Origin of the sequence: Salinirubellus salinus (assembly GCF_025231485.1) — an archaeon.
GTDB classification, from domain to species: domain Archaea; phylum Halobacteriota; class Halobacteria; order Halobacteriales; family Haloarculaceae; genus Salinirubellus; species Salinirubellus salinus.
In genome coordinates, this window is sequence record NZ_CP104003.1 from 2238805 (window position 1) to 2255684 (window position 16880).

Sequence of the window (16880 nt, forward strand, 5' to 3'; positions counted from 1 at the left end):
CCGCGGCCCAGCAGGCCGCCGAGGAGGACCCGGACGGCGGGTTCCAGTTCGGCGGCCCCGACATGCACGACGGCGCGAACCTCGGCAAGGAGGACGTCGTCCTGAGCGTCGAGGGGCTGCGAAAGACGTTCGGCGGCCTCGTCGCCACCGACGACGCCACCTTCGAGGTCGAACGCGGGACGATCACGGGCATGATCGGGCCGAACGGTGCCGGCAAGTCCACGCTGTTCAACCTCGTCAGCGGGTTCTACGACCCCGAGGCGGGGAGCGTGACCGTCAACGGCGTCGACGTGACCGGCGCCGAACCGCACGAGGTGGCCGAGAAGGGCCTCGTCCGGACGTTCCAGACCCCCCGGAAACTGGAGGGGATGACGGTCCGCGAGGCGATGCTCGTCGGCCCGCGCTCGCAGGTCGGCGAGTCGTTCGTCTCGCTGTTCACCCGCGGTGACGAGGTGACCACGCAGGAACGCAAGAACCTGGAGGACGCCCACCGCATCCTGGAGGAGTTCGAGATCGGTGACCTCGCCCACCAGGCCGCGACCGACCTCTCGGGCGGGCAGATGAAGCTCGTGGAGCTGGCCCGCGCGATGCTGGCCGAACCAGAGATACTGCTGCTCGACGAGCCCGTCGCCGGCGTCAACCCGACGCTGGCGAACAAGCTCTCCGACCAGATAGAGCGACTGAACGAGCAGGGGACCACGTTCCTCGTCATCGAACACGACATGGAGTTCATCATGAACCTCGCGGACCCCATCGTGGTGCTCGACCGCGGACACGTCCTCACGGAGGGGACGCCCGACGAGGTGCGCTCCGACGACCGTGTCATCGACGCGTACCTCGGAGGTGGCGCCTGATGGCGAGTTCGGAGACCAGCGCGAGCGACGGCGACGGCCGCGGCGAGCGCGTCCTGACCGTCGAGCACGTCGACAGCGGCTACGGCGAGGTGCAGGTGCTCGACGACCTGACGCTCGACCTCGCCGAGGGCGAGGTGGCCTGTCTCATCGGGCCGAACGGCGCCGGCAAGTCGACCGTCCTCAAGACGGTGTTCGGGATGCTGACGCCGTGGACCGGCCACGTCCGGTTCCACGGGCAGGACATCGGCGGGATGGCCCCCGAGGACATCGTCCGCGAGGGCATCGGCTACGTCCCGCAGACCGAGAACGTGTTCGGGTCGCTCACCATCGAGGAGAACCTCCGGATGGGCGGGGTCGCCCGGAAGGACGACCTCGGACCCGTCCTCGACCAGCTCTACGACCGGTTCCCCCTGCTCACGGAGAAGCGGAACGCGAAGGCGAGCACCCTCTCGGGCGGTCAGCGGCAGGTACTCGCGTTCGCCCGGGCGCTGGTGATGGAACCCGAGATCCTGCTCATCGACGAGCCGTCGGCCGGGCTCGCACCGAACACCGCGGACGAGGTGTTCGAGGACGTCCTCGAGGTCAACGACCTCGGGACGGCCATCCTGATGGTCGAGCAGAACGCGAAGAAGGGGCTGTCCATCTCGGACCGCGGCTACGTCCTCGACCAGGGGACGGTCCGGTTCGAGGACGACGCCGACGCGTTGCTCGACAACCCCGAGGTGTCGCGGCTCTACCTCGGCGGCTGACACGACGGCGGCGGCCCGACCCACACCGACGCGTGGAGTGGCGCGCGTGAGCGCGTCCCACGAACGGCTCCCCCTCGCACACGAGGGAGGTTTAAGTAGCCGCGAGGAACCGGGGCGCCCGCCACCTCCGGGGGCGCCTCGGACGTATAAATCGACGGCCGGCGATGGGGGGGCCGCTCTTCACCCGACCCATGAGTTAAGTAGACCCATCGCCACCGGAAGCCCAGCATGCGCGCAGTTGTGTTCAAGGGAGCGAAGGAACCGATGCAGGTGGAGGAGGTCGACCGGCCCGACTGCCCCGCCGACGGAGTCGTGGTGGAGACGGAGGCCTGCGGGGTCTGCCGGTCGGACTGGCACGCCTGGATGGGCGACTGGGACTGGTTCGGCGTCCCGGCGACCGAGGGGCGTATCTTCGGGCACGAACCCGTCGGCACCGTCGTCGAGGTGGGCGAGAAGGTGCAGAACTTCAGCGAGGGCGACCGCGTCACCAACCCGTTCACGCTGGCCGACGGCACCTGCCGGCAGTGCCAGAGCGGCCACCACAACCGCTGTGAGCGCAAGATGCCGATGGGCTTCCTCGACTTCTCGCCCGGCGCGTACGCCGAGGAGTACCCGGTCCGTGCCGCCGACACGAACGTCATCAAGCTCCCCGACCACATCGACCCGGTGGAGGTGGCCGGGCTGGGCTGTCGGTTCGCCACCGCGTTCCACGGCATCTCCCAGCGCGTCGACGTCGGCCCCGGCGACTGGGTCGCCGTCCACGGCTGTGGGGGGGTCGGCCTCTCAGCCATCCACACCGCCGACGCCCTCGGCGCGAACGTCATCGCCGTCGATCTGAAACAGGAGGCGCTGGACAAGGCGCTCGAACTCGGCGCCGACGAGACGGTCAAGGTCGACGAGGTGCAGGACGTCCCGCAGACGGTCAAGGGGTTCACCCCGCGCTCGTCCGGCGCGGACGTCTCGGTGGACGCGCTGGGCATCGCCGCCACGCTCCAGAACTCCATCAACTCGCTGGGACCGGGCGGTCAGCACCTCCAGATCGGCCTCACCACCAGCGAGGAGCAGGGCGAGGTCGCCATCCCCGTCGACACGATGGTCTACGACGAGCGGGAGTTCGTCGGCTCCTACGGGATGCCGCCCCACGAGTACGACGCCATCTTCCGGATGATGGAGACGGGCAAGATCGACCCCGGGAAGATCGTCAGCGAGACCATCACGCTGGAGCAGGTGCCGGACACCATCGCGTCGATGGGCGACTACGACACCGTCGGTATCCCGGTCTGCAACGAGTTCTAGACGGGTCCCGGTCTCTCCGGCTGCGTTCGTCGGCCTCGGTGGGTCGTGGTCGATACCGGCGAGCGGCGGGCAGGCGAATACAGGCCCGACACCACGGTACGCAGTTCCACACCACTTATGGCCGGAGCGGCGAACGCGGACCTATGGACCTCGAAGAGACGAAGGAGATGCTCGGACAGCGCGGTCAGCTGGGTGCGGCCCTGCTGGTACTCGGTCTGTTCGTCATCGGCAAGCACGACAGGAAGGCCGCCGTCGGGACGACGCTCGTCGTCGTCGGGATGGGGCTGGTCGCGGGGGGTATCGTCGACAGCGCGCTCGAGAAGATGGGGATGAAGGGCGCCTTCTGAGTCGGGAGCGGCGGCGGCCGGCTCAGTCGCCCTCGCCGCGTTCGGTACGCTTCGTCTCGGCCCGGTGTTCGCTGATGAGCCGGTCCACCATCTCGTCGGTCTGGTCCTTGCGCCGGTCCTCGGCCCGGTCCGCCCAGTCCTCGACGACAGCCTCCACCTCCGACTCGTGGGCGACGGCCAGTTCGTCGACCTCCTGTATCGTCACGTCGTCGGCCGGGCCGACCGGGATCTCGTGGTCGAACAGCACGTCGTCGGCCTGCTCCGAGAGGTTGCCCGCTCGCAACACCACCTTCGGCTCCACCGCGGCGAGCATCTCGGCCGTCTCGCGGCCGGCACCGCTGGCGTCCCGGAGGTAGACCACGTCGTCGCGCGCGAGACCGAAGCGCTCCTGTGCGTCCTCGATGGCCGCCTTGGTGAACTGTTCGAGCGGCTTGACGGGGACGAGACCGGCCTTCTGCTCGGCCACGTCGGCGAAGTTCGAGTGGTCGAGCCGCCAGAGCGACTTCAGCCGCTCCAGTTTCCCCTCGAGCTCCTCGTTGCGCTCGCGTTGTTCGTCCAGTTTCCGCTCCAGTTGGTCGTTCTTGCGCTCGAGGCGGGTGACCTCGCGGCGCTCTCTGGCCTCGCGACGCTCCTCGCGGCGGGCCTCGCTCAACTCCGACTGGAGCTCCGAGACGCGCTCTTCCTTCGTGGCGATGGTGTCACGCAGGTCCTCGACGTGGTCCTCCAGCCGGCCGATGCGTGATCTGAGCCGCTTGATCTCGCGTTCCTCGGCCGTCGGCTCGCGCGGGTCGTGTTCGTGCTCGTCCTGCTCCGGCTGTTCGTCCTCGGTCAGGTCGCGGAGGACGGCCTCGACGCTCTCCTCGCCGGAGACGACCCGGCCGATGACCTCGCCGCGTTCGAGGTCCGGGGGCACCTTCCGCGAGATGCGAGCGAACTGGTCCTCGTGGTCGTCGAACGCGTAGAGCGCCGCGGCCATCGCGTCCCGCTCGTGGTCGTTGTCGTACCCGACCTCGCGGGTGCGGTGCTGTTTCCCGTCGACCGGGAGGTCCGTCGTCGGGGTCCAGCCGGCGGCGTCGAACGAGCGGCGGAACTTCTCCACCGTCTCGGGCATCGGAGTGACGTCCGCGGCGACGAGGATGGGCCGGCCGCGCTCGATGATCCACTCGATGACGGCGGCGGTGTCGGCGGTCCGGGTCGAGAGCACGTCGAGGACGTTGCCGTCGAGGTCCAGCACGGCCACGGCCGTCGTGGTGCCCGGGTCGATGCCGACGATGACGTGGTCGCGGCGCTTGGCGAGCGGCTCGAACTCGATGCCGTCGCGGCGCTCGCGCTCGATCTCGACACGCACGTCGCCACTCCGGTTCGCCGAGACCGGGATGTCCGCCGGCGTCCCCTCGACGTGGAACAGCGCGCGGGCGTAGCCGCCGTACTTCTCGGTCACCTCCTGCTCGTACTCGAGGCCGGCGTCGTCAAGTTCGGACTCGATCTCGCGGGCGCGCCTGCGGACGTTGCCGTGGATGCGCCGCGTGTAGCGGTCCTCGGACCACCCGCCCTTGCCCGTGGAGCGGCCGCGCGAGACCTTCACCGTCGTCGTGTTCGTGAACGCCGAGACCTCGTAGCCGACGTTCATCGCCGCGAGGCGGGCGGCGGCCTCGGCCTCCTTCATCGGCTTCTTGCCGTACGGGACGCCGTGGCGCGAGGCCACTCGGGAGAGTGGTTCCGGGCGTTCGGCGCCGGTCACCTGCACCAGTCTCGTCTCGCTCGGCAGGTGGCGCAGGAAGTGCACGAGCGCGTCCTTGTCGGCCGCCAGTTCGTACATGTTGTCCGTGGCGAGGATGGCGGGCTCCTCGCGGTCGACCAGCCGCTTCAGTTTGCGGAGGGAGACGACGTCCCGGTCGACGTGCTCGCCGTCGAAGGCGACGAGGGCGTAGGAGGGCGAATCACCCCGGACGTCACCGCTCTGGACGTCGACGCCGAAGACGACGGCGTCGAGCGCACTCGTGCGGGTGCTCACAACTGTGGTAGGGGACGGGCGAGAATAAATCCCGTGGCGAGGGCGGACGTGGCGACAGGTTGAAGTGTGAGTGTAAAGTACGCTTTACACGTAAAACGAGCTTTACACCATGACCGAGACAGCCACCCCCACCGTCACCCCCCGTCGCACGTACGTCGGCCTCTGGGCCGTCGGGACTGCACTCTACGTCGCCCTCCTCCTCGCGGGGCAGGTGCTCGCGGGCGTCGCCGCCTTCGCCCTCTTCGGCGTGGGCGCGCTGGCCTACCACCGGACCCGGCAGCGCCCGATGCTGGACGAGCGCGACGCCTCCGTCCTCGAGACGGCCAGCGCCAACACCGTCCGCCTGCTCGGCGTCGGGTCGGCCGTCGTGTTCCCCAGCACTGCCGCTCTCGACGCGCTCGGGTACGTGACGTGGCCCGCGTGGCTCACCCCCGTCGGACTGTTCCTCGGGGCGTTCTGGGCCGTCTGGGTCGCGAACGTCGCGCTCACCGGTCGATGAACAACAGCGTCCGCGAGCACCGCGAGGCCGAGGGGCTCTCCCAGGGTGCGCTCGCCGAGGCGGTGGGCGTCACCCGACAGACGATCAACGCGGTGGAGCGCGAACGCTACGACCCGTCGCTGGAACTGGCGCTGAAACTGGCCGGCCACTTCGACCGGCCCGTCGAGGACCTGTTCTGGCTCGACGGGGACTAGAGTCCACCGCGGACCCGCTCGGCCACCGCGTCGAGGTCCTCTCGGTCGACGAGCATCGGGCTCCACTCGAACGCCACGCTGTCGCCCTCGTACCGGGGGACCACGTGGAGGTGGACGTGGTACACCTCCTGTCCCGCGGCGGCCCCGTCGGCGAGGAAGAGGTTCACACCGTCGGGGTCGAGCGACTCGCGGAGCGCGGCCGCGACGCGCTGTCCCACCCGGAACAGGTGGCCCCCCGTCTCCTCGGGGAGATCCGAGAGCCCGACGCTGTGTGCGCGGGGAACCACGAGCGCGTGGCCCTCCGTGACGGGGTTCACGTCGAGGAACGCCAGCGAGCGGTCGTCGTCGTGGACGACGCTCGCGGGTGCGTCGCCGGCGGCGATGGCGCAGAACGGGCAGTCGTCGGGGGCGGCGGTGGGGTCGTCGGTGGTCACGCACCCACCGAGGTGCGGCCGGGACTTGGCTCCTCGTGTCTACGCCTCGGCGAGGAGGTGGTCGGTCCGCTCGTCGGCCCAGTCCTCGAGGATCGCGGTGTCGGTCCGGCCGTCGACGCTGACGAGGTAGGCCCGGCCGGCCGGTCCACCGTAGTGGCCGTGGAGGTCGTAGACGAAGCCGAAGACGGTCGCCTCCGTGGGGACCTCCTCGCTCTCGGCGAGGAAGGCGACCTGCTCGCAGACGTTGTGCTCGACGAGGTCGTCGACGACGGCGCTCCGGGGCTGGTCCCGGTCGACGGCGCCCGAGAGGCCGCGCTCGACGACCGGGACGAGCGGTTCGACCCGGCGGCGGATGCCGGGTGCCTCGGGGTACTCGCCGGTCGTGGCGGCGTCGTAGGCGGCCGTGACCGCGCCACAGCCGGTGTGGCCGACGACGACGACCATCCGGGTGTCCGTGTGCCGGATGGGGTACAGCAGGTTCCCGTCGACGACATCCGCGTCGGTGTCGTCCCACGCGAGGTTGCCGATGTTCGAGGGGGTGAACAGCCACCCCGGCTCGTGGACGTCCCACATCCCCTCCTGCGAGACCCGCGAGTCCGCACAGCAGAGCGAGACGACGTGGGGGTGCTGGCTCTCCTGGACCTCCGCGAAGTAGTCCGCCGGGAGCGACTCGACGTGCCGGTCGTTCCGGGCGAGCAGGTCGGCGAGCGTCTGGCGCGGCATAGCTCCGGTCGGACGTGCGGGGACGAAAAGCTATCTCTCCCGACCAGGAGCCACGACGCCACACCCACCCCAAGTGGGATAGCCGTCCGTACCCTCTACGGGGGCATGAGCAGGATACCGAGTCCCTGGAACACGGCCCGGATGGTCGGTCTCCTCGGGGACGAGGAGTTCGTCGACGCGCTGACGAACGTCGAGGGGACCATCGAGGAGGTGAACGAGACGCTCGACCGGGTCGAGACGGTGGAGGACGAGGCCGCACAGGCGGTCCACGAGGCGAACGAGACGCTCACGGCGGTCGACCAGCGCCTCGCCAAGGTCGACGAGACCATCTCCCTGCTGGAGGCCAAGATCGAGGCCGGGTTCAGCCTCGCGTTCCTCCTCGTCGCTGCGAACCTCTACGTGCAGGGCGACCTCGTCCTCGCCGCTACCCTCGCCCTCCTCGGGGTGCTCGGTGCGGGCGCGCTCGTCTCGACCGCACGGACGCTCCCGCAGGTCCAGAAGCTCCGCCAGCTGGGTGGGGCCGCCTACGACCGCTTCAACGGCGTCGACGAGGACGACCGCGAGTTCCCGACCATCTTCGACGGTGCCGAGGCCCGGCGTCGGTCGAGGCGAGCGCGCACCGCGAGTGCCGACGACGAGGACGGAGCGGCGACGGAGGGTGACAGCGACGAGGCGCGGGGCACGGCGGCGTCGACTCAGTCGTCCGGGTAGGGGAGGTCGACCTCGTCGCCGTCGTCGGGTACGAACGCCTCCCCGTCGAACGTCTCGCGGGCCTCCTCGGCGATCGGGGTGACGTAGCCGGCGTAGCGCGAGGAGACGTGGGTGAGCGCGAGGCGCTTCGCACCGGCCGCAGCGGCCACCTCGGCGGCCTCACGGGCGGTCGAGTGGCCGGTCGAGTTCGCACGGTCGGCCTCCTCGGCGAGGAACGTGGCGTCGTGGACCAGCAGGTCCGCCGCCTCGGCGGCCTCGACGGTGGCGTCGGTGGGCCGGGTGTCACCGGTGTAGACGAACCGCCGGCCGGGACGCGGGTCGCCGACCACCTGGTCGGAGTGGACGACGGTGCCGTCGTCGAGCTCGACGCTCTCGCCCTCGTGGAGCTTCGAGAACAGCGGTCCCGGTGGCACCCCGAGCTCCTCCGCGCGTTCCCGGTCGAACCGGCCCTTCCGGTCGTCCTCGACGAGCGCGTAGCCGACCGACTTCGTGCGGTGTTCGGTCCGGAACGCGCGGACCTCGAACTCGCCGGCGCGGTAGGCCACGTCGCCCGCGCCCACCTCGCGGATGCGGAGGGGGAACGAGGGGCGGGTGGCGGTGCCGTCGAGCAGGTTCCGCATCGCCCGGCGGCGTCCGTTCGGGACGTGGATGGCGACCGGGTCCGTGCGGTCGTTGAACTCCATCGTCTGGAGCAGTCCCGGGAGCCCGAGGACGTGGTCACCGTGCAGGTGCGAGACGAAGACGTGCGAGACGTCGAACCCCGTGCCGAAGCGCATCATCTGGCGCTGGGTCCCCTCGCCGCAGTCGAACAGCAGGCGCTCGCCCTCCCGTCGGACGAACACCGCGCTGGTGTTGCGCTGGACGGAGGGGACCGCCCCACCGGTACCGAGGAACGTCACGCACAGCGACATGGCTCGGACTCCGGGGCGGGCGTACAAACCGACTTCGGAACGTCGACGCGCGCACTACACCATATTATCTCACCCCTGACATTCGCCACGACGTGAGTTTAGACGGTTCCAAACGCTGGGTAGTACCCTCAATCCCCCGACGGGAGAGACGCGTTATACCATTGTTAACGCCGATTTCGTGGCTTTTCACGCGTTCGGCCGGCGACGAAAGGGAACGAACTGTCGGCCGGGTTTATCACTCCGCCGGAGGTGAGAGCCATCGAAGCGATGACACATACGAGACGACTCCTGACAGTGACGACAGCACTACTGCTCGTACTGAGCGTCCCCACCGCGGCGTGGGCGCTCGGTGGTTCGGCGAGTGGCGCCCAGCAAGAGGCCACACCGGCCGTCGAGGTGACGGACCTCGAGGCGCCCGCGTCCGCCAGCGCCGGGGACGTCATCAACGTCACCGCGACGGTGACGCTCGCCGAGTCCGGCAACGCGACGGCCACGGCGACGGCGGCCGACGGCGACAACGCCACGGCAGCACCGAACGAGACGGAGATGGCCACCGAGACGGCGGCACCGAACGCCACCGAGACGGAGATGGCCACCGAGACGGCGGCACCGAACGCCACCGAAGCGCCCAACGCCACGGAGACGGAGGCCGAGGGGCAGTCGGTACCCGTCGAGTTCCGTCTGGGCGGTGACGTGCTGTTGCGCGACACGGTCGTCCTCGAACCTGGTGAGAGTCAGACCGTCACCTTCCAGGTCGACACCACCGGTCTCTCGACCGGCGTCTACATCCACAGCGTCCTCGCGGGTGACTCCGGCGAGGACGCGACGATCCTCATCGTCGAGGGCGACGGTCAGCCGGCGCCGACACCCAGCCCGAACAGCACCTCCTTCCAGGTCGCGAACCTGAGTGCACCGAGCGAGGTGACGGCCGGCGAACCGGTCGAGGTGTTGGCCACGGTCTCCAACCCCGACGAGGAGAACGTGACGGAGACGCCCGCGGCCAACGAGACGGAGACAGCCAACGAGACAGAGGTAGCCAACGAGACGGAGAGTCCGACCGAGACGGCGACCGCGACCGAGGCTGCGCCGAACGAGACGGAGGTGCCGAACGCGACCGAGGCGCCCTCGGCGACGGCCGAGACCCAGACCGTCGAGTTCCGCGTCGAGGGTGACGTGGTCGCCACGCAGAACGTGACGCTCGAACCCGGCGAGTCCACGGAGGTGAACTTCACGCTGGACACGACGGCGATCGAACCGGGCATCTACACCCACGGTGTCCTCACGGAGGACTTCGGTGAGATGGCCGTGCTGCGCGTCGTCGAGGATACGGGCGACGCGACGGAGACACCGGCGCCGAACGCCACCGAGACGCCCGAACCGAACGGCACGGAGTCGCCCGGCACGTCCACGCCGACCGACGGAACTCCGACCGACGGAACTCCGACCGACGGAACCCCGACCGACGGAACTCCGACCGACGGAACCCCGACCGACGGAACCCCGACCGACGGAACTCCGACCGACGGAACCCCGATGGGGACCGACACGGCAGCGGAGGAGACCGAGACGGCCTGACGGAGTCGCCCGGCCTCCGGGGCTCCGTTCAGACCGTTCAATCGACAGACAGCGTAGGGGTTCGAACCCACGCGAACCGCCCGAACGGACGACACCCCCTTTTGTACCCGTCTCGAACGTCCGGGTGCAATGAGAGAGCAACTGCTCGCGGTGGCGCTGGCCGCGACGCTCGTGCTGGCCGGGTGTTCGGGCGCGGTCAGTCCGACCGCCAGCCCCAGCGCGGCCGACGACGCGACGCCGACAGCGGGAACGCAAGCGATGACGAGTAACAGCGGGACGGTCAACTTCTACGTGAGCGACGAGACGAACGCCATCAGCGACTTCGAGTCGCTGAACGTCACCGTCGAGGCGATCTCGTTCAAGCGCGCGGACGCGGGTGACGACGAGTCCGAGGTCGAGAACGAGGACGAGAGGGAGACGGAGGACCCCGAGGCCGACGACGAGAACGCCACGGCCACCCCGGAACCGACCGCGACCCCCGAGTCCGAGGAGGTGAACGAGACCGCGGAGCCGACCGAGACGCCCGACTCCGAGGCCGACTCGGAGGAGATAGAGGACGAGGAAGAGAGCGACGAGGAAGAGAGCGACGAGGAAGAGAGCGACGACTGGGTCGTCCGCGACGTGAACTCGACGACCGTCGACCTGACCGAGCTTCAGGGCGAGAACGCGACCCAGCTCAAGCGTGCGAACGTCCCGAACGGCACCTACACGCAGGTCCGCCTGCACATCAGCGAGGTGAACGGGACCCTGAAGGACGGGTCGCAGGTGAACGTCAAGCTCCCGTCGAGCAGACTGAAGTTGAACAGCGAGTTCACCGTCGGGAACGGTGAGGAGGTCGACTTCGTGTACGACGCCACCGTGTTCGAGGCCGGTAACTCTGGGAAGTACATCCTGAAGCCCGTCGCCAGTGAGTCCGGGACCGACGTCCCCATCAAGTCCGTCGACCGTGACGACGAGGGCGAGGGTGACATCGGCGCCCGGTTCGTCGGCCAGGTCGAGCGCGGCCAGGCCGCGACGGTGAAGGTCACCTCGCAGGGCGGTCCCGTCTCCGGTGCGACCGTCGAGGTCGGCGACACCGAGTACCAGACTGGCAGCGACGGCACGGTGATGTTCGACGTGCCGAGCGACGCCGAGGAACTCGAGGTCGAGGTGGAGTACGACGACGGCGAGGCCGAACTGAAGCGCACGTTCGCCACGGACGGTGACGACGAGGTCGAGAGCGACGACGCGGAGGAGCGCGAGGAGGGCGAGACGGCCGAACCGACAGAGACCGAGGAACCCACCGAGACCCCCGAGACCGACGACGACGCTGACGACTCCCGGCAGGACCGTGGGAACGGTGGCAACCCGAACGACGACGACACCGCGACGCCCACCTCGACCGAGGCGTAACTGAGCGACTCACCGCCGGCAGCCGAGTAGACACCCTTCTGAGACGACGGGACGACCAGTGCGGCGTGCAGCCCTCCACTCGCCGGTACCTCGTGAGCGCGCTGGTCCTCCTCGGTGCCCTCGTGTTGTTCGGCCCCGCCGCCGGCGTGGCCGTGCTGACAGCGACGACCCGCTTCGCGGACGTGCTCGGCGTGTCCACGAACGCCGGGACGCCGGCGGGACTCGTCGCGTCCGTGCTGGCCGTCGCCGCCGGACTCGCCGTGGCCACCGAGGCCGCGGCGGTTCGATTGGGCGGCCCGGCCGCGCTCCACCGCGGGAGCGACGCGGCACGAGGCGTCCGCTACGCGACGCTCGGCGCAGTGGCGCTCGCGTTCCGCCGTGGCCGGCGTGGGAAGCCGTTCGACCCGCTGGCGTAGGCGTTGCTGTAGAACCCAGCCACACCCACCCGCGGCGAGCAGGGCGGGACCGACGGTCCCGCTGGCAGACGGCGGCTTCACTGCCGTCGACGAAGCGACCCGCGCTTGTTGAATCGAAAGTGTTGCCGGAGTGGTTCGCGCCTTCGGCGCGACCCCGACGAGAAAAGTTTGGTCAGACGTACGTGAACCACTCGTCGTGGTCGTCGGTCCGCCGCTCGATGACCTCGAAGAACCGCGACTGGAGTTCCTCCGTGACGGGGCCGCGCGAGCCGTCGCCGATGACGGTGTCGTCCACCGTCTTGATGGGCGTGACCTCCGCGGCCGTGCCGGTGAAGAACAGTTCGTCGGCGGTGTAGAGCTGGCCGCGGGAGATACTGGCCTCGTCGTGGACCGTGTAGCCGAGCTCCTCGGCGAGTTCGATGACCGTCTGGCGGGTGATGCCGTCGAGGATGGACTCACTCAGCCCGGGCGTGAATATCTCCCCGTCGTTGACCATGAAGATGTTCTCGCCGGGGCCCTCGGCGACGTCACCCTCCTTGTTGAGGACGATGGCCTCGACGTAGCCGTTCGAGCGGGCCTCCTCGCCCGCCAGCATCGAGTTGATGTACGGGCCGGTGGCCTTGATGTTCGTCGGAATCTGGCTGGAGTGGTGTTTGCGCCACGAGGAGACCATCACGTCGACCCCCTGTTCGAGGGCGTCCTCGCCGAGGTAGGTGCCCCACGGCCAGCAGGCGATAGTCGTCTCCGTCGGGCAGTCGCGCGGCGAGACGCCGAGCGAGTTGTAGCCGTAGTAGACGAGTGGCCGGATGTAGCAGGACTCCAGGTCCTGCCGGCGGATGAGTTCCAGCGTCGCCTCGGTGAGTTCCTCGCGGTCGTGGCTGATGTCGTGGCCGAGCGGCGCGGCCGACTGGTAGAGTCGGTCGAGGTGTTCCTCCCAGCGGAAGATGGCCGGGCCCTGCTCGGTGTCGTAACAGCGGACGCCTTCGAAGACGGCGGTCCCGTAGTGGAGGCTGTGTGTGAGCACGTGCGTCTGTGCCTCCTCCCACGGGACGAACTCGCCGTCCATCCAGATCGTGTCGACGTCCATCTCCTCGAATCCCATAGGTGCGCGGTCGGCGCCCCTCGTAATGAGTGTTGACGATTCTTGCCACGGATGCACGTGGCCCGGAGCGCATCAGTCACACTACAGGAATCGGTTCCGGGAAACGCTCTTCCGGGGGCACGGAGAACCCGGACGACGGGACGATGCGAACGCCCGGTGTCGTCACTCGGTACTACCTGTACGAGGCGACCGACACCGCCGGGTTCGTCTGGCCGGTGTTCACGCTGTTCCTGCTCTCCCGTGGCCTCTCGTTCACCGAGATAGCCACGCTGAGCGCCACGATGGCCGTCCTCGTCGTGGTCGGCGAGGTGCCGACGGGCTACCTCGGTGACCGCATCGGCCGGCGTAACAGCCTCGTCCTCGGCCGGGTGGCCGCTGTCGCCTCCCTGCTCGGGTTCCTCGTCGTCACGACGTTCCCGGGGTTCCTCGTACTGTACGCACTCTGGGCGCTGACGTTCACCTTCGCCTCCGGCACGGCGGAAGCGTGGCTCTACGACACGCTCGAGGAACGCCTCGACACGGACCAGTTCACCCGCGTCAGAGGTCGCGGGCGGGCCGTCGGGTCGTGGGCGATGGCCGCCACGATGGTCGCGTCCGGGTTCCTCTACGTCGGCGACCGGGAGTGGCCGTTCGTGGCTGCGGCGGCCGTCGGCGTGGTGAGCGTCGGCGTCCTGCTGACGATGCCGGAACCCAGCCGTGGAGAGGGCGACGAGGATGAGCGCCTCTCGGTCGTCGAGGCACTGCCGGTCGTCCGGGGGGCACTCGGCCGCCCCGGCGTCCGCTCGCTGGTGCTCTACGTCGGCCTGTTCTACGGGGCGGTGAGTGCGGCCGACGACCTGATACAGCCCATCGCCGTCGACGCGTTCGACGGCTACCTCGCGGTCCTGCCGGCCGCCGCCGCCGGACTGCCGGGGGAGGCGCTGCTCGGATTCCTCTACGCCGGGTTCACGGCCGTCGCGGGCGTCGCCAGCGACAACGCCGGCCGACTGGAGTCAGCACTCGGGACGACGGGGGCGGTGGTCGTCGTCCCGGCCGTGGTGGCGGTCTGCTACCTGTTCCCGCTGGTGGCGACGGCCACCGCCGTCCCGGTGTTCTTCGTCCTGAAGGCGGGACGTGCCGCGGTGGCTCCCGTCACCGGGCAGTTCCTGAACGACCGGGTCGAGAGCGTGGGCCGGGCGACGGCGCTCTCGGCCGCGGCGATGGTGTTCGCGCTGGTCCGGGTCCCGCTGAAACTCCTCGCCGGTGGGGTCGCCGACGCCGCCGGACCGGTCGCCGGGGTCGCGGCGCTGGGCGTCGCGTTCCTCCTCACCGGGGGCGTGCTGGTGGCCGTCGAGCGACCGGGGGCCGTCCCGACCGACGTGGCCAGCCACGGTGACTGACCCCCAAAGGCTCACGTTCCCTCGCGAACGCGGACCGACGATGGCTGCCGACCTCGCCCTCTACGCCGCCGTCGTGACCATCGACCTGGTCCACGGCGCCGAACCCGGGCACGGCTGGCCCGTCGCCGCCGCCTACGCGCTGGACCGCGAGAACCGCTTCGCCTCGGGACTGCTCACCAGCGTCGTCATCGGCGTCGGCCACCTCGTGAGTTCCATCGCCGTCGTCGCCGCGTTCCTCCTCGTCGCCGAGTGGGTCGGTGTCGCCGACCTCGGGTGGGTCCGCTACGTCGCGGGCGTGCTCCTGATAGCACTCGGTATCAGGGAGTACCTCGGTGGGGGCCACTCGCACGACCACGCACACCACGAGAGGAGTCACGACCACGCACACCACGAGAGGAGTCACGACCACGCTCACGGGGAGACGGCGGTCCCCGACGTCGACCCGACCGAGTCGGTGCTCACTGCGGCCGCCGCATCCGAGCCGGCGCTCGGGGAGACGGACGGGGGGCACGGAGACGGTCACGCACACGCCCTCTCGGCCGACGACCCCCGTGGCCTGTGGGGGCTCGCGTCCTCGGCGTTCGTCCTCGGGTTCGCCCACGAGGAGGAGTTCGAGATACTCGGGTTCTGCACGGGGGCGACCGACCGATGTCTCCCGCTGATGCTCGCCTACGCGGGGGCGGTCGTGCTCGCGCTGGTGGGCCTGACGCTCCTGCTGGTCGCGGGGTTCGAGCGCTACGAGGACCGAGTGGGCCGCTGGGCCGAGCACTTCCCGACCGTCTCGGCGGCGGTGCTGGTGCTGATGGGGCTGGGGTTCCTCGCGGGCGTACTGTAGGTGGCCGCCGCAGCCGACTCAGTTCAGTCGGTCGACGAGGGCCGCCCCCTCGACGTAGACGAGGCCGTGGCGACGGGCGTAGGCCCGTGCGTCGGGCGGGGAGAGCGCCCCGCCCGTCTCGTCGTCGAGCATCTCGCAGACGACGACGGCGGGTTCGCGGTCGGCGGCGGCCGCGAGGGCGACGCCGAGTTCCGTGTGGCCCTTCCGGTCGTCGAGCAGGTCCGGGGCCGCCCGCAGGAGGTGGACGTGGCCCGGCGCGCGGAAGGCGTCGACGAACTGGTCGTAGTCCGGGGCGGCCGCGAGCGCGCCGAGTTCGGAGATGGTGAGCGCGCGGTCGGCGTCGGTGATGCCGGTGAACGTCTCGCGGTGGTTCACCGTCAGCGAGAACGAGGAGCGCTCGTCGTATGCGAGGTCGTGGTCGGCGGCGAGGCCGTGGTCGATGGTCTCCTGGACGAACGGCAGTCCGAGTTCCTCGCTCACCGCGTCGGAGAGGGCGACGCAGACGAGGCCGCCGGCGTCGTTGCGCATCCGGGCGACCGCGGCGGCGTCGACGTCGCTGGCCGGGTAGACGAGGTCCGTCTCGCCCTCGCGGTCGGCGGCGTCGTGGACGAGGACCGGGTCGCCGCGGCGGAAGGCGGCGAGGGTCCGGTCAACGGGGTCGGTCTCCGTCTCCGTCTCGGGGTCCGTGGTCGCGTCGGCCTCGGCGTGGCCCGCCATCAGCGCGCACCTCCGTGCCCGCCTCGCTCACCGACGTGGACCGAGACGTGGTCCTCGTCCTCGAGCCCGAGTTCCTCGCGGAGTTTGACCGGGGCGATGAGCTCGAGCTGGTCGGCGCCGTGGTGGGTCCGCTCTGGTGCGACGACGTGGACCTCGTCGAACCGGTCGCCCGCGGGGGTCTCCAGCGAGGCCGGCCAGCAGAACGCCGGCCCGTAGGTCCGGTCGTCGTCCTCCCAGCCGTCGATCGGGACGGGGTCGAGGGTGTCCATCCGGGCTCGCGACCGGACACTGTCGTCGTCCAGTTCCACGTTCAGCGTGCCCGCGAACGGGGCGTAGCCCAGCCGCTCCTCGAACTGCTCCATGTAGCCCGGGAGCGAGATGTAGTGCCGGCCCTCCCCCATGCCGCTCGTGACGACACCGGAGAGCGCGACCCCGACCTCGCCCTCGAAGATGCGGCGGTAGTCGGCGTACTCGCGCTGGAGGGCGCGCTCGCCGGACTCCGTGACGGCGACCCGCTGGCCGTCGCTGACGATCTCGCGCTCGACGAGACCGGCGTCCTCGAGCCGCTGGAGGCGACGCGAGGCCGTCTGGTTCGAGACGCCGAGTTCGCCGGCCAGCACCGCACACGTCACCGTCGCGCGGGTCTCCAGCGCCCCCGCCATCGCCAGCCGCTTCAAGGTGGCCAGTTCGTCGTGGCCGACCGACAACTCAGCCTGTCCTGCCATGACTCGG

At 70.0% G+C, this 16880-nt stretch carries 19 protein-coding genes; 12 read left to right on the plus strand and 7 right to left on the minus strand.

Features of this window, described 5'->3' with window-relative positions; translation table 11 throughout:
- Window positions 1-62 precede the first annotated feature (62 nt).
- From N0B31_RS11990 to N0B31_RS12005, 4 genes are all read left to right on the plus strand, one after another.
- Window positions 63-854: an ABC transporter ATP-binding protein gene (locus N0B31_RS11990; protein WP_260643980.1), complete on the plus strand. Its 792-nt coding sequence runs from the start codon at window positions 63-65 to the stop codon at window positions 852-854.
- Window positions 854-1603 carry an ABC transporter ATP-binding protein gene (locus N0B31_RS11995; RefSeq protein ID WP_260591864.1) on the plus strand — a complete coding sequence of 250 codons (750 nt, stop codon included), beginning with the start codon at window positions 854-856 and terminating at the stop codon, window positions 1601-1603. Before N0B31_RS11990 ends, N0B31_RS11995 begins: the two co-directional genes overlap by 1 nt.
- A gap of 228 nt (window positions 1604-1831) precedes the next feature.
- Window positions 1832-2899, plus strand: a complete 1068-nt coding sequence (locus N0B31_RS12000) for a zinc-dependent alcohol dehydrogenase family protein (RefSeq protein ID WP_260591865.1) — start codon at window positions 1832-1834, stop codon at window positions 2897-2899.
- 143 nt (window positions 2900-3042) lie between these two features.
- A complete protein-coding gene (locus tag N0B31_RS12005) occupies window positions 3043-3246 on the plus strand; it encodes a DUF7470 family protein (protein WP_260591866.1) in 204 nt (67 codons plus the stop codon).
- 22 nt (window positions 3247-3268) lie between these two features.
- Here the strand turns inward: N0B31_RS12005 and N0B31_RS12010 are convergent, their stop codons facing one another.
- The gene (locus N0B31_RS12010) at window positions 3269-5260 is read right to left on the minus strand and encodes a DUF460 domain-containing protein (RefSeq protein WP_260591867.1); all 1992 of its coding nucleotides are present in this window, start codon (window positions 5258-5260) and stop codon (window positions 3269-3271) included.
- 109 nt (window positions 5261-5369) lie between these two features.
- Between N0B31_RS12010 and N0B31_RS12015 the strand changes: the two genes are divergently transcribed.
- Together N0B31_RS12015 and N0B31_RS12020 are read left to right on the plus strand one after the other, a co-directional pair.
- Complete coding sequence (locus tag N0B31_RS12015) at window positions 5370-5759, plus strand: DUF2178 domain-containing protein (protein ID WP_260591868.1); 390 nt, start codon at window positions 5370-5372, stop codon at window positions 5757-5759.
- A complete protein-coding gene (locus N0B31_RS12020) occupies window positions 5756-5953 on the plus strand; it encodes a helix-turn-helix transcriptional regulator (RefSeq protein ID WP_260591869.1) in 198 nt (65 codons plus the stop codon). Before N0B31_RS12015 ends, N0B31_RS12020 begins: the two co-directional genes overlap by 4 nt.
- Here the strand turns inward: N0B31_RS12020 and N0B31_RS12025 are convergent.
- Window positions 5950-6387, minus strand: coding sequence for an HIT family protein (locus N0B31_RS12025; RefSeq protein WP_260591870.1), 438 nt, complete (start codon window positions 6385-6387; stop codon window positions 5950-5952). The two genes, N0B31_RS12020 and N0B31_RS12025, sit on opposite strands and share 4 nt — an antisense overlap.
- 39 nt (window positions 6388-6426) lie before the next feature.
- Window positions 6427-7110: a carbonic anhydrase gene (locus tag N0B31_RS12030; RefSeq protein ID WP_260591871.1), complete on the minus strand. Its 684-nt coding sequence runs from the start codon at window positions 7108-7110 to the stop codon at window positions 6427-6429.
- Between the two features lie 105 nt (window positions 7111-7215).
- Here N0B31_RS12030 and N0B31_RS12035 point away from each other — a divergent pair, with 105 nt between their 5' ends.
- On the plus strand, window positions 7216-7821 hold the full coding sequence (locus N0B31_RS12035) for a hypothetical protein (protein WP_260591872.1): 606 nt from the start codon (window positions 7216-7218) through the stop codon (window positions 7819-7821).
- Here N0B31_RS12035 and rnz read toward each other — a convergent pair.
- Window positions 7806-8732, minus strand: a complete 927-nt coding sequence (gene rnz, locus N0B31_RS12040; protein ID WP_260591873.1) for a ribonuclease Z — start codon at window positions 8730-8732, stop codon at window positions 7806-7808. The two genes, N0B31_RS12035 and rnz, sit on opposite strands and share 16 nt — an antisense overlap.
- Window positions 8733-9026: 294 nt before the next feature.
- Between rnz and N0B31_RS12045 the strand changes: the two genes are divergently transcribed.
- From N0B31_RS12045 to N0B31_RS12055, 3 genes are all read left to right on the plus strand, one after another.
- Complete coding sequence (locus N0B31_RS12045) at window positions 9027-10307, plus strand: hypothetical protein (RefSeq protein WP_260591874.1); 1281 nt, start codon at window positions 9027-9029, stop codon at window positions 10305-10307.
- A gap of 129 nt (window positions 10308-10436) precedes the next feature.
- Complete coding sequence (locus N0B31_RS12050; RefSeq protein ID WP_260591875.1) at window positions 10437-11699, plus strand: DUF4382 domain-containing protein; 1263 nt, start codon at window positions 10437-10439, stop codon at window positions 11697-11699.
- Between the two features lie 65 nt (window positions 11700-11764).
- The gene (locus N0B31_RS12055; RefSeq protein WP_260591876.1) at window positions 11765-12115 is read left to right on the plus strand and encodes a hypothetical protein; all 351 of its coding nucleotides are present in this window, start codon (window positions 11765-11767) and stop codon (window positions 12113-12115) included.
- Window positions 12116-12287: 172 nt separating this feature from the next.
- Here N0B31_RS12055 and N0B31_RS12060 read toward each other — a convergent pair whose 3' ends face one another.
- Window positions 12288-13217: a branched-chain amino acid transaminase gene (locus tag N0B31_RS12060; RefSeq protein ID WP_260591877.1), complete on the minus strand. Its 930-nt coding sequence runs from the start codon at window positions 13215-13217 to the stop codon at window positions 12288-12290.
- Between the two features lie 143 nt (window positions 13218-13360).
- Between N0B31_RS12060 and N0B31_RS12065 the strand changes: the two genes are divergently transcribed.
- The gene (locus N0B31_RS12065) at window positions 13361-14596 is read left to right on the plus strand and encodes an MFS transporter (protein ID WP_260591878.1); all 1236 of its coding nucleotides are present in this window, start codon (window positions 13361-13363) and stop codon (window positions 14594-14596) included.
- 40 nt (window positions 14597-14636) lie between these two features.
- Window positions 14637-15431, plus strand: coding sequence for a sulfite exporter TauE/SafE family protein (locus N0B31_RS12070; RefSeq protein ID WP_260591879.1), 795 nt, complete (start codon window positions 14637-14639; stop codon window positions 15429-15431).
- A gap of 18 nt (window positions 15432-15449) precedes the next feature.
- Here the strand turns inward: N0B31_RS12070 and ribB are convergent, their stop codons facing one another.
- Entirely contained in the window at window positions 15450-16148 is a 699-nt protein-coding gene (ribB, locus tag N0B31_RS12075; protein ID WP_260591880.1) for a 3,4-dihydroxy-2-butanone-4-phosphate synthase, read from the minus strand.
- Entirely contained in the window at window positions 16148-16873 is a 726-nt protein-coding gene (locus tag N0B31_RS12080) for a DUF120 domain-containing protein (protein WP_260591881.1), read from the minus strand. Before N0B31_RS12080 ends, ribB begins: the two co-directional genes overlap by 1 nt.
- Between the last annotated feature and the right edge of the window lie 7 nt (window positions 16874-16880).

What these genes read in the sequence shown, in the direction of transcription:
- N0B31_RS11990 (WP_260643980.1), top strand. Translation starts at nt 63, where the DNA reads ATGCACGACGGCGCGAACCTCGGCAAGGAGGACGTCGTCCTGAGCGTC.
- N0B31_RS11995 (WP_260591864.1), top strand. Translation starts at nt 854, where the DNA reads ATGGCGAGTTCGGAGACCAGCGCGAGCGACGGCGACGGCCGCGGCGAG.
- rnz (WP_260591873.1), bottom strand. Translation starts at nt 8,732, where the DNA reads ATGTCGCTGTGCGTGACGTTCCTCGGTACCGGTGGGGCGGTCCCCTCC.
- N0B31_RS12020 (WP_260591869.1), top strand. Translation starts at nt 5,756, where the DNA reads ATGAACAACAGCGTCCGCGAGCACCGCGAGGCCGAGGGGCTCTCCCAG.
- N0B31_RS12015 (WP_260591868.1), top strand. Translation starts at nt 5,370, where the DNA reads ATGACCGAGACAGCCACCCCCACCGTCACCCCCCGTCGCACGTACGTC.
- N0B31_RS12060 (WP_260591877.1), bottom strand. Translation starts at nt 13,217, where the DNA reads ATGGGATTCGAGGAGATGGACGTCGACACGATCTGGATGGACGGCGAG.
- N0B31_RS12000 (WP_260591865.1), top strand. Translation starts at nt 1,832, where the DNA reads ATGCGCGCAGTTGTGTTCAAGGGAGCGAAGGAACCGATGCAGGTGGAG.
- ribB (WP_260591880.1), bottom strand. Translation starts at nt 16,148, where the DNA reads ATGGCGGGCCACGCCGAGGCCGACGCGACCACGGACCCCGAGACGGAG.
- N0B31_RS12070 (WP_260591879.1), top strand. Translation starts at nt 14,637, where the DNA reads ATGGCTGCCGACCTCGCCCTCTACGCCGCCGTCGTGACCATCGACCTG.
- N0B31_RS12065 (WP_260591878.1), top strand. Translation starts at nt 13,361, where the DNA reads ATGCGAACGCCCGGTGTCGTCACTCGGTACTACCTGTACGAGGCGACC.
- N0B31_RS12005 (WP_260591866.1), top strand. Translation starts at nt 3,043, where the DNA reads ATGGACCTCGAAGAGACGAAGGAGATGCTCGGACAGCGCGGTCAGCTG.
- N0B31_RS12030 (WP_260591871.1), bottom strand. Translation starts at nt 7,110, where the DNA reads ATGCCGCGCCAGACGCTCGCCGACCTGCTCGCCCGGAACGACCGGCAC.
- N0B31_RS12035 (WP_260591872.1), top strand. Translation starts at nt 7,216, where the DNA reads ATGAGCAGGATACCGAGTCCCTGGAACACGGCCCGGATGGTCGGTCTC.
- N0B31_RS12080 (WP_260591881.1), bottom strand. Translation starts at nt 16,873, where the DNA reads ATGGCAGGACAGGCTGAGTTGTCGGTCGGCCACGACGAACTGGCCACC.
- N0B31_RS12050 (WP_260591875.1), top strand. Translation starts at nt 10,437, where the DNA reads ATGAGAGAGCAACTGCTCGCGGTGGCGCTGGCCGCGACGCTCGTGCTG.